This is a genomic window from Blautia sp. HCP28S3_G10 (assembly GCF_052065235.1).
Taxonomy (GTDB): Bacteria; Bacillota; Clostridia; order Lachnospirales; family Lachnospiraceae; genus Blautia_A.
The window spans coordinates 1-12,020 of record NZ_JBQHUL010000005.1; the positions used below are offsets into that span (position 1 = coordinate 1).

Sequence of the window (12,020 nt, forward strand, 5' to 3'; positions counted from 1 at the left end):
CTGTGAATGATCTTTCAACATGACAGAACCTCCTTCCTCATGATTCTATTATAACAGGGCCACTAAAAAAAGCCCAATTCTTTTTTGGAATCAGACTTTTTCAGTGCCCTTAAAATACGGCATTTCTTGGCAAAATCGAGCAAAATATGGAGGTTGAAACACATGATAAAAGTACTTTTCATCTGCCACGGCAACATCTGCCGCTCGCCGATGGCTGAGTTCATACTAAAAGACATTGTCCGTAATATAGGACAGGAAAATAACTTTTATATTGCTTCGGCAGCAACCAGTTCGGAAGAAATATGGAATGGAATCGGTAATCCGGTATATCCTCCGGCAAGAGAGGAGCTTGCCAGGCATGGACTTTCCAGTGAAGGTAAAAGAGCTGTGCAGATGGAAAAAGCCGATTATGAAAAATATGATTATATTCTGGGAATGGATTCCAGAAATATGAGAAATATGATGCGGATATTTAGACATGATCCGCAGAATAAAATCCACCTTCTGTTGGACTATTCGGAGAACTCCAGGGACATTGCAGACCCATGGTACTGCGGAAATTTCCACCAGACATACAATGATATCAGAGAAGGATGTCTCGCTTTTATTTCATATTTGGAGCAAAATGGACAGATTCAGACAAAATAAGCAAAAATGCTGGTTTTATCGCACTTGCAGTACAGAATTTGACGATGAAAAGTTCTTTACAATCAGGTGAGAGAGTGTATATACTGAACTCACAGCAACTCTAGAGGGAGCATTGCTCCCTTCTTTTTTTATCTATTTGATCAGGGCACTCGCCCAAATTATCCAGGAAAGATGAGGAAAACAAAATGGAAAAAGAGTATATGAAATTTGTAGAGACACTTCGGCACAGTCTGCTGGAAGTTACGGATTATCAGGAGGAAATGATCAGCTTTAAAAAGGGTGATGAATATCCGAGGACAGCAGGAGATCGGTTACTGTTAAAGACCGCACGACAGGAAGGGGTATATGAAGTATGCGCACTGTATGTCCGGGAGTTGTATGAAGGATACCTGAAAGGCTGGAGTATAGAATCAATTGTGCAGGAGGTGATTCATCGCCTGGAAGCTGTCATGAAGTCGGAATGCTTTAAAAAGACAAGAGATCTGGAAGACTATGACAAAATAAAAGGAGACCTTTTTATCAGGCTTCTGAATCTGGATCGAAACAGGGAAGAACTTCAGGATTCTATTTATCAGACAGTAGGAGATATTGCGCTTGTGCTGTATGCCAGGCTGGGAGAACTGGAGGGGAATCGAACCAGTATAAAGATTAAGCGACATATTCTGGAAAAATGGGAAAAAGATGAAGGTATGGTATTTGAGAATGCACTTTTGAATACATATTTTCTTTCACCGCCGAGAATTTATTACTGGGAAAAATTATTTTTTGATTCTGATTATGAGGGAGAAAATTTTATGAACCTTTTAGCAGATATTGAAATTGGAAAAGATGTTGTTGGAAACTGTCTAAGTACAACAATCAGGACAAACGGCGCAGTAGCAATTTTTTTGCCAGGTGTGGCAGACAGGATTGGAAATCTGATGAATGGAGGTTTTTATATGGTATTTACAAGCGTGCATGAGGTTATGATACACAGTGACAGATATTCAGATCCAGAAGATTTGAAGGCAATTCTGAAAGAAACTGTTGAGGATTCGACACCTGAAGAGGATTTTCTTACTTATTATATATATCATTATGATCCGGCTACAGGTGAATTTACATATTGCTGAAGCAAGTGCATTGGTACAGGTACAGGATTCTCAGCATATATTGATAATAAAAGACTGTAAAAGGAATAAAAAGGTGGCATATAAGATTGTGCTTGATGCCGGTCACGGCGGAAGTGACCCGGGCGCAGTATATAAAGGAAGACAGGAAAAGGATGATACACTGAAACTTACACTGGCAGTTGGTAAAATCCTGGAAGACAATGGGATTGATGTGGTGTATACTAGAACGGAAGATATTTATCAGACTCCATTTGAAAAAGCATCACTGGCAAATGAAGCAGGCGCAGACTATTTTATTTCGTTCCACAGAAACAGCAGCCCGGAAGACAATCAGTATCAGGGTGTGGAGGTACTGTTATATGATAAAAAAGGCGTGAAATATGATATGGCAGAAAATATTCTGGGCGCATTGGGAGAACTGGGCTTTCGTGAAATCGGTGTAAAAGAACGACCAGGTCTTGTGGTGCTTCGAAGGACCAATATGCCGGCTTTGCTGGTTGAGACAGGTTTTTTGAATTCGGATTCAGACAATACATTACATGACGAGAAATTTAATGAGATTGCGGAAGCTATTGCCGGAGCAATTCTGGGAACACTTACAGGAGAGACAATTGAAGATCCGCTGTATTACAGAGTGCAGACCGGAGCATTCAGAAACAGAGAAAATGCAGACCGGATGCTTTACCGGCTTGAGGAGCAGGGATATCCTTCCTATATAATTAAGGAGGGAGAGTTTTATAAAGTGCAGACCGGTGCTTATCAGCAGCTGGGAAATGCAGTTAATATGGAACAGAAACTGAGAGACGCAGGATACAGTACGATAATTGTTACAAAGTAAAATACGGAAAGAAGGAATTTTATGTATCGGGAATTTGTAAAAGAAATAGGAGATTTTATTTTTCTGGAAAATGATCCGGAGAGGGCAGATATTATTTTTGTTCCCGGTAACGGATATCCTCAGATGGCGGAGAAGGCGGCGGAACTTTATAAAAAGGGTTTCGCTCCGCTGGTTCTGCCCAGCGGTAAATACAGTATTACAGATGGAAAATTTAGTGGTGTATTATCAGAAAGGCAGAAATATAATGGCTGCTATGAAACAGAATGGGAGTTCCTTAAATCTGTTCTCATGCAGAATGGGGTTCCTGAATCTGCAGTTCTTAAAGAAAATCAGGCAACTTTTACATGGGAAAATGCCAGATTTTCCAGAAATGTTACAGACAGTAAAGAATTGAAAATAAAAAAAGCAATCATCTGCTGCAAGACTCATCATGCCAGAAGAGCGCTTATGTATTATCAGAGGGCGTACCCGGAAACCGAATTTCTGGTATGCCCCTGTGTTGTGGATGGAATCAATCATGAGAACTGGTCAGAGACAGAACGGGGAATTGATACGGTAACAGGAGAAGTGAGCCGTATTATCCATCAGTTTTCACTGATGATGAAGTAAAAAAATAAATTAAGGGGTGTCGAAAAAAGTAGAACTGTGATATAATATCTGTGTCATAAAATAAAATATTATATTACAAAAGAATTACAGTATTTTGAATAGATTATTGTGGACAGTAACATTAAAGATGCTTATGAGAATGTAAGGATTCGACTGAGGATTTTTACATGTTTATTATAAATTAGAGGTGTAATTATGAAAAAAAAGAGAAATATCAAGAAAAATGTACAGATTTTTGCTGTCGCAGCGCTGACAGCAACACTTATGGCAGGACAGATACCTGCAGGAACAGTATGGGCAGATAATTCGGCTATAACGGTAAGCAGTCTGATACCGGACAATGTTACAGTGGAACAGCCGGTGTCTCTTTCTGAAATTTCTCTTCCAGGCAGTGAATATGGTACTCTTTCTTGGGTAGACAGTTCCAGCGTACCATCCAAAAGAGTCCAGTCGTATGATGTGGTTTTTCGACCATATAATTCCGCAGATTTATCCAGAATTTCCGGCTGGGATGGACAGTCAGATGCAATTTATGGAACTGTGACTGTGGTAGTCAGCAGTCTGGAAAATGATGATACATATTCAGAAGAGAACAATTCAGATAGCAGTACGGAAGATGAAAATAATTATGATCAGTCTGATAAAGAAAATTCAGAAGTAAGTGAGGATTCTTCAGCAACAGAAATGCCGTCGGAAGAAACTGAAACACCTGCAACAGAAGAAACACCTGCGGCAGAAGTAACAGAAACTCCGGAAGCATCGGAAACCCCGGAAACAACAGAAGTGCCGAAAGCTGATATAACAGAAACACCGGCAGAAGTGACTGAGACACCGGGAGTTACAGAAGTGCCGACAGATAATCCGGCTATTACAGAAATGCCAGATACAAATGTAACGGAAACACCTGCAGAAGAAGTGACAGAAACCCCGGAAGCAACTGTTACCCCGGAAGCAACTGTTACCCCGGAAGCAACTGTTACTCCGGAAGCAGATAAAGATAATATTTTTGACGGAAAAGAAAAAGATATTAAAGAAGATACAAGGCCACAGGAGGCAGATGACAATCTGACAGATGACCAGAAAGAGGAACTTGCATCAGAAAATCATTCCTGTAATGGTATTTCTGTATCAGGAATCAATCTTCCATGGTATGTGCAGTTCAGGGTATCCAATGGCGATAATTATGAATTCACAAACGAAGAAGCTGCAAATGTGTTCAAGTCTTATGAATTTGAACTGTGGGATCTTAAAAGCAACACAGAATATCAGATCCCGGATGGTGAGTATATCAGTGTTACAGTTCCTGTAAAAGCAGGTTACGATTATACAATTGAGCACCTTCTTGACAGTGGTGCAATGGAAACAATTGTTCCAAGTGTAGATGGAAGTACAATGGTGTTCAGTACACATTCATTCAGTCCGTTTGGAATCGCTGGAAGCAAAGCTCTTGTTGGCCAGGAGATTGAAGATAATGGTTATGGAACAAACACGACAACTACCACAACAACTCCGGCAGCACAGACAACTGCCAGCGCATCACAGAACACTTCCGGGACATCCGCACAGACCTCCGTATCATCCGGTCAGAGTACAGGTACGAATACATCGTCTGCATCTTTACAGGATCAGCAGAGTACACAGGAGGATAGCAGCAGTTCCACATCATCTGTAAATACCGGTGATAATACACCAATTCTTCCATTTGTTCTTCTTGGAATTGCAGCAGTTGCAATCATTGGTGTGATTATTTACCTGAGAAAAAGAAAATAAAAGATTCTTAGTCATATGAAAAAATTCCCTTCCATATATTTTTATGGGAGGGTTTTTTATGAAAATAAAGATGATATTAAAGTCTTTGTTTCTTGCATATCTGCTGTCAGGACTTTTTCTGCTTCTGCTTGCATTTCTTGTGTTCCGGCTGAATCTTGGAGTAAGACCTGTAGCGGTAGCAGTGACCGCGATTTATGTGGTATCATGTATGGCAGGCGGATTCCTGGCGGGAAGAAGGATACAACAGGATAAATACCGGTGGGGCGGACTTGTTGGAATCTGTTATTTTCTGCTCCTTGCAGCTGTTTCTTTTGCAACAGGAGGAAGATGGAATATGACTCTGATACATACACTTACAACATTTTGTATGTGTATTGGAGGCGGTACGCTGGGAGGTATGTTTGCCTAAAAAAAAGACTTTTAATTAAATGCTTTTTATGATATACTATGCCCAGATAATTATATACAAGGAGGATATATGATGGAACATATCAAAACATTAAATACAAAGAACCTGCAGAATACTGTGAAAAAAGGTGGATGCGGTGAATGCCAGACATCTTGCCAGTCTGCATGTAAAACTTCCTGCACAGTAGGAAATCAGAGCTGCGAGAACAAATAATAAGGTTCAGAGCAATCAGATAAGCAGCGGGGTGAAAGCCGCTGCTTATTCTTATGTTAAAAGGAAAGGATTTTTGCTAGAAATGAGTCTGATACATAGATACCGGAATAATGGATACAACATTGTTCTGGATATTAACAGTGGCTGCATTCATGTAGTGGATCAGGTGACATACGAAGTGCTTCCGTATATGGAAGAAGGGCTGTCACAGCAGGATATTGTGGAAAAACTTAAAGATTGTTTTCCGGAAGAAGATATCCGTACTTCTGTTTCAGAATGTGAGAAACTGAAAGATGGAGGCATGCTTTTTACAAAAGATGCCTACGAAAATGTTATTGAAGAATTTACCAAAAACCGCCAGACAGTAGTTAAGGCACTGTGCCTTCACATTGCCCATGACTGTAATCTTGCCTGTCGGTACTGCTTTGCTGAAGAAGGTGAATATCACGGCAGAAGAGCACTTATGTCCTTTGAAGTAGGAAAGAAAGCTCTCGATTTCCTTATTGCCAATTCCGGATCCAGAAGAAATCTGGAAGTTGATTTCTTTGGCGGTGAGCCATTGATGAACTGGCAGGTAGTCAAGGATCTGGTTGCATACGGACGATCACAGGAGCAGGCACACAACAAGAAATTCCGTTTTACACTGACAACAAACGGTGTACTTCTTAATGATGAAGTGATGGAGTTCTGCAATAAAGAAATGGGAAATGTTGTTCTCAGTGTGGACGGACGTAAGGAAGTACATGATTATATGAGACCGTTCCGTAAAGGTGCGGGAAGTTATGATCTGATCATTCCGAAATTCCAGAAATTTGCAGAATCAAGAAATCAGGATAAATACTATGTGAGAGGAACATTCACTCATCATAATCTTGATTTTTCAAAAGATGTACTTCATCTGGCTGATCTGGGATTTAAACAGATTTCCGTGGAACCTGTAGTTGCAGCAGATGAAGAAGAATATGCGATCCGCAGAGAAGATCTTCCACAGATCATGGAAGAGTATGATGCACTTGCAAAAGAAATGATAAAGAGAGAAAAAGAAGGAAATGGTTTCAATTTCTTCCACTTTATGATCGATCTTACCGGTGGCCCCTGTGTCTATAAGAGACTGTCAGGATGCGGTTCAGGAACAGAGTATCTTGCGGTGACACCGTGGGGAGATTTTTATCCCTGCCATCAGTTTGTCGGAGAAGAACAGTTCCTTATGGGAAATGTGAATGAGGGTATTACCAATCCTTCTGTCAGAGATGATTTCAGCAAATGTAACGTTTACACAAAGCCGGCCTGCAAGGACTGCTTTGCAAGATTTTACTGTAGTGGAGGATGTGCAGCCAATGCATATCATTTCCAGAAAGACATTAATGGTAATTATGATATCGGATGTGAACTTCAGCGGAAACGAGTGGAGTGCGCAATCATGATAAAGGCCGCATTAGCGGACTAAAAGGAAAGAAGGGAAAGAACAATGAAGAAAAACAGAGCAATCGTTGTGCTGCTTCTGACCGCCATTATCACAGTCTTTCTGTGCTATACGGCCGGAGTTGGCCTTGGTCCTACCGGAACCGGTTCTGCAAAAAACATCAATACCGGTCTTGACTTGTCCGGTGGTGTCAGCATTACCTACCAGACCAAGGAAAGCAATCCAAGCAGCGAAGACATGTCAGATACTGTTTACAAGATGCAGAAACGTGTGGAACAGTACAGTACAGAAGCTCAGGCCTACAAAGAAGGCAACAATCGTATTACTGTCGAGATTCCAGGAGCAACAGATGCTGATGCAATCCTGAATGATCTTGGTAAACCGGGTTCTCTCTGCTTTATTGAGCAGACAGATGATGACGGAAATCAGAACTTTGCAAGCAGTGGTGCAGGATATGCACTGTCACGAAGCCTTGATGAGATTCGTGAGGCAGGTTCTGTAGTTCTGGAAGGAACAGATGTTGCAGATGCACAGGGTGGTGCATTCCAGGACAGCAAGAACAGTTCCAAGGAATATGCAGTAAGTCTTACACTCACAAAAGAAGGTAAGAAAAAATTTGCAGATGCAACAGAGAAAAATGTTGGAAAACAGATTGCGATTGTTTATGACAATCAGATCTTAAGCGCACCGAAGGTAAATGAGGCAATCACAGGCGGACAGGCGCAGATCACAGGCATGGCTGATGTAGAGGAAGCACAGAACCTTGCATCCTATATCCGTATCGGTTCCCTGAGCCTTGAACTGGAAGAACTTCGTTCCAGCGTAGTTGCAGCACAGCTTGGTGAGGAAGCTATTTCAACAAGTGTTATGGCAGGTGCCATTGGTCTTGTGATCGTTATCCTGTTCATGATTCTGGTGTATCGTATACCTGGTTTTGTTGCAAGTATTGCACTGATCCTTTATACAGCGATCGTACTGATCACACTGAATGCATTTGATATTACTCTTACACTTCCGGGAATCGCAGGTATTATTCTTGGTATAGGTATGGCGGTAGATGCCAATGTTATCATATATGCCAGAATTCAGGAAGAGATTGCAACAGGAAACTCAGTAAAGACATCTATTAAAGCAGGTTTCTCAAAAGCTTTCAGCGCAATCTTTGATGGAAATATTACAACACTGATCGCATCATTCGTATTGATGTGGCTGGGTTCCGGTACTGTTAAAGGTTTTGCCTATACACTGGCACTTGGTATTGTAGTTTCCATGTTTACAGCACTGGTTATTTCCAGATTCATTGTAAATGCACTTTATGCTGTTGGATTCCATGATGCTAAATTTTATGGCCGTGCAAAAGAAAGAAAAGCTTTCAATTTTGTTGGCAAACGTAAAGTTTTCTTCATACTGTCTATCGTTCTTATTCTCTGCGGACCGCTGGCAATGGTGATTCATCATCAGATAGATGGAACAAGTATGAATTATGCACTTGACTTCTCAGGTGGTACTGCAACAACAGTAACATTTAATGAAGATATGGATATCAAACAGATTGATTCTGAAGTTACACCTGTTGTTGAAGAAGTTACAGGTGATAAAAACGTACAGCCGACCAAAGTTGTCGGAACCAATCAGGTTGTGATTAAGACACGTACACTCTCTCAGGCAGAACGAGAGAAACTGGATCAGGCACTTGTTGACAAATTTAAAGTTGATGAAAGCCTTATCTCCACAGAAAGTATTTCTGCAACAGTAAGTTCCGAAATGAGAAAAGATGCCGTAGTTGCCGTAATCGTGGCTACACTCTGTATGCTTGTATATATCTGGTTCCGTTTCAAGGATATCCGTTTTGCAAGCAGTGCAGTTCTGGCACTTCTTCATGACGTTCTGGTTGTACTGATGTTCTATGCAGTTTCCAGAACTTCCGTAGGTAATACTTTCATTGCCTGCATGCTGACTATTGTTGGTTATTCCATCAATGCAACAATCGTTATCTTTGACCGTATCCGTGAAAATATGCATGGAAGCAAGAATCCATCCAATCTTCCGGAAATTGTTAACAACAGTATCATGCAGACACTGACCAGAAGTATCTACACTTCCTTTACAACATTTGTAATGGTTGCTGTACTGTATATTCTGGGTGTATCTTCTATCCGTGAATTCGCATTACCTCTTATGGTAGGTGTTATCTGCGGAGCATATTCATCTGTTTGCATCACCGGTGCTCTGTGGCTTGTTATGAAACAGAGAGCACAGAAAAAAGCTGCACAGCCGGCAATTGCTACAAGAGCAACAGCACCGAAAGCACAGAAAAAACAGAATGGAAATGCAGACAAACAGTCTTCACAGACTTCCAAAAAGAATCCTGATCAGCCGAAAAAGAAAAACCGTAAAAGAGTAGCGGAACGTCTGGCGGCACAGGAGGCAGCTGCAAAAGCAGCAGCCGAAAACAAATCTTCTGACGAAGAAAAATCTGAATAATACAGAGACAATGATCCCGGGACAGAATTTCTGCCCCGGGACCTGTGTTTATAAGGTAAAAGAAAAGGAATAAAAATTAAAATGGAAAAATGGGTTGTTTGTGCAAAAAAAGCTGATTTTAACAAAATTGCACAGGAATTTGATATAGATCCGGTTATAGCACGGCTGATCCGAAACCGTGACGTGGAGCGTGAAGAAGATATCCGGCAGTATCTGCATGGTACGCTGGAGGAACTTCCTTCCGGAAGCCTGATGAAAGACATGGACAGGGCGGTTTCGATTATCCGGGCTAAAATTGCCGACAGAAGCAGAATGCGTATTATCGGAGACTATGATATAGACGGAGTTACTGCAACAACGATTCTGCTGAAAGGACTGCAGAGACTGGGGGCAGTGGTGGATACATATATTCCGGACCGTATAAAAGACGGATATGGAATTAATGAACATCTGATAAGCCAGGCTGTGGAGGACGGGATAGATACGGTCATAACCTGCGATAACGGGATTGCTGCCTGGCATGAGATTGAAACTGCCAAAAAAGCAGGGCTTACGGTTGTGGTAACAGATCATCATGATATTCCTTTCCAGGATACAGAAGAAGGCAGAAAATGGCTGATTCCACCGGCAGATGCTGTGGTGAATCCAAAGCAGCCGGACTGTTTTTATCCGAATAAATATCTGTGTGGTGCAGTTGTAGCCTGGAAGTTGATATGGACATTGTACGAAGACGCAGGTATCTCTGGAGATGAAATCCTGAAATTTACAGAACTTGCAGCAGTTGCTACTGTAGGGGATGTTATGGATCTGAAAGGTGAAAACCGTATTATTGTAAAAGAGGGACTGAAACGACTCAGGACAACATCTTTTCCCGGATTAAAAGCACTGATTCAGGTGAATAATCTGGAGTATACAGATATCACGGCATATCATGTGGGATTTGTTCTTGGACCGTGCATTAATGCAAGCGGACGTCTGGATACAGCTGCAAGGGCACTGGATCTTCTGTGTACGGATGATCCTGTTGAAGCTGCCAGACTGGCAGGAGATCTTCTGGCATTGAATGAAAGCCGTAAGGCAATGACTGAACAGGGAAAAGAAGCAGCCATAAAAATGGTGGAAGAGACAGATATCAGAAATGATGCGGTGCTTGTGATTTATCTTCCGGACTGTCATGAAAGCCTTGCCGGGATCATTGCAGGAAGAATAAGAGAACTGTACCATAAACCGGTCTTTGTATTGACAAAGGGAGAGAAAATGGTAAAAGGGAGCGGACGTTCCATTGAGACATATTCCATGTATGAGGAACTGGTAAAATGCAGGGATCTGCTTGAACAGTTTGGCGGGCATCCGATGGCAGCAGGACTTTCACTGAAAGAAGAGAATGTGGAAGCTTTTCGTAAGGAACTGAACAGAAACTGCAGACTGACAGAGGCTGATTTGATGCCTAAGATCGTGATTGATGTTCCAATGCCGATTTCATATGTTTCAAGAAAACTGACAGAACAGCTTTCGCTTCTGGAACCTTTTGGAAAGGGAAATACGAAACCCCTTTTTGCACAGAATGGACTTCGTGTTTTAAACTTAAGGATTATTGGAAAAAATCATAATGTGGCAAAGATGTTCCTGGCAGATCCGGCGGGATTGAAAATTGATGCCGTATATTTCGGAGAAGCAGAGAAGTTTGCAGAATATGTGCAGGCCCGGGCGAATGTTTCAGTAACTTACTATCCTGATATTAATGTATATCAGGGAAGGGAAACGCTTCAGCTGGTAATACGAAACTACTGCTGACCGCATAATATGGCGCTTTTTGCAGAACCCTGTCGGCTTTGGCATTGATTCCCTAAAAAAAAAGTGATATACTAAAACCCTAGATTTTATAGAAAAAAGGCGGAGGGACCGTATAATGAAAAAAATAGAAGAATATGTAAGAAGTATTCCGGATTTTCCAGAACCGGGAATTATTTTCCGTGATATAACAAGTGTGTTGCAGGATGCAGACGGACTGAATCTTGCAATCAATTCCATGCAGGCATGTCTGGATGACGTTGATGTGGATGTAATCGCAGGTACAGAATCACGTGGATTCATTTTCGGAGTACCGATTGCCTATAATCTTCACAAACCTTTTGTACCGATTCGTAAAAAAGGCAAACTTCCATGTGAAACAGTTTCACAGAGCTATGACCTTGAATACGGAAGTGCTACTATCGAAATGCATAAGGATTCTATTAAACCTGGACAGAAGGTAGCAATCATTGATGACCTGATCGCTACAGGTGGAACAGTAGAAGCAGCAATCAAACTTGTGGAAGCACTTGGCGGTGAAGTTGTCAAAGTTGTATTTCTTATGGAACTTGCCGGACTGAAAGGCCGTGAACGACTTGCCGGATATGATGTTGCATCTGTAATCCGCTATGATGGAAAATAAATATTCTGAAAGATCTGGAATGGATTTTGACCAGATAGCTTCAGACTGAGTAAAAAGCAACGTTAATTCGAGGGCAGACA

Annotated in this window: 11 protein-coding genes; all 11 read left to right on the top strand. The window is 41.4% G+C overall.

What is annotated here, in order from left to right; genetic code table 11:
• The first annotated feature begins 162 nt into the window (after positions 1–162).
• Positions 163–648, top strand: coding sequence for a low molecular weight protein-tyrosine-phosphatase (locus ACTNB8_RS03670; protein ID WP_441052405.1), 486 nt, complete (start codon positions 163–165; stop codon positions 646–648).
• A 185-nt stretch (positions 649–833) separates the two neighbouring features.
• On the top strand, positions 834–1,760 hold the full coding sequence (locus ACTNB8_RS03675; protein ID WP_441052406.1) for a DUF5688 family protein: 927 nt from the start codon (positions 834–836) through the stop codon (positions 1,758–1,760).
• A 73-nt stretch (positions 1,761–1,833) separates the two neighbouring features.
• Complete coding sequence (locus tag ACTNB8_RS03680) at positions 1,834–2,598, top strand: N-acetylmuramoyl-L-alanine amidase (RefSeq protein WP_441052408.1); 765 nt, start codon at positions 1,834–1,836, stop codon at positions 2,596–2,598.
• A gap of 21 nt (positions 2,599–2,619) precedes the next feature.
• Positions 2,620–3,207, top strand: a complete 588-nt coding sequence (locus ACTNB8_RS03685) for a YdcF family protein (protein ID WP_441052410.1) — start codon at positions 2,620–2,622, stop codon at positions 3,205–3,207.
• A gap of 195 nt (positions 3,208–3,402) precedes the next feature.
• Positions 3,403–4,977 (top strand): hypothetical protein, encoded by a 1,575-nt coding sequence (locus tag ACTNB8_RS03690; RefSeq protein WP_441052412.1) that lies wholly within the window; start codon positions 3,403–3,405, stop codon positions 4,975–4,977.
• Between the two features lie 58 nt (positions 4,978–5,035).
• Positions 5,036–5,386: a TIGR04086 family membrane protein gene (locus tag ACTNB8_RS03695; RefSeq protein WP_441052414.1), complete on the top strand. Its 351-nt coding sequence runs from the start codon at positions 5,036–5,038 to the stop codon at positions 5,384–5,386.
• 72 nt (positions 5,387–5,458) lie between these two features.
• Positions 5,459–5,599: a six-cysteine ranthipeptide SCIFF gene (gene scfA / locus ACTNB8_RS03700; protein ID WP_015541285.1), complete on the top strand. Its 141-nt coding sequence runs from the start codon at positions 5,459–5,461 to the stop codon at positions 5,597–5,599.
• 82 nt (positions 5,600–5,681) lie between these two features.
• Positions 5,682–7,046, top strand: a complete 1,365-nt coding sequence (gene scfB / locus ACTNB8_RS03705; RefSeq protein ID WP_441052416.1) for a thioether cross-link-forming SCIFF peptide maturase — start codon at positions 5,682–5,684, stop codon at positions 7,044–7,046.
• A gap of 21 nt (positions 7,047–7,067) precedes the next feature.
• Positions 7,068–9,506: a protein translocase subunit SecD gene (gene secD, locus ACTNB8_RS03710; RefSeq protein ID WP_441052417.1), complete on the top strand. Its 2,439-nt coding sequence runs from the start codon at positions 7,068–7,070 to the stop codon at positions 9,504–9,506.
• A gap of 81 nt (positions 9,507–9,587) precedes the next feature.
• The gene (gene recJ, locus ACTNB8_RS03715; protein WP_441052419.1) at positions 9,588–11,300 is read left to right on the top strand and encodes a single-stranded-DNA-specific exonuclease RecJ; all 1,713 of its coding nucleotides are present in this window, start codon (positions 9,588–9,590) and stop codon (positions 11,298–11,300) included.
• A 115-nt stretch (positions 11,301–11,415) separates the two neighbouring features.
• Positions 11,416–11,940 carry an adenine phosphoribosyltransferase gene (locus ACTNB8_RS03720; protein ID WP_296158158.1) on the top strand — a complete coding sequence of 175 codons (525 nt, stop codon included), beginning with the start codon at positions 11,416–11,418 and terminating at the stop codon, positions 11,938–11,940.
• Positions 11,941–12,020 lie beyond the last annotated feature (80 nt).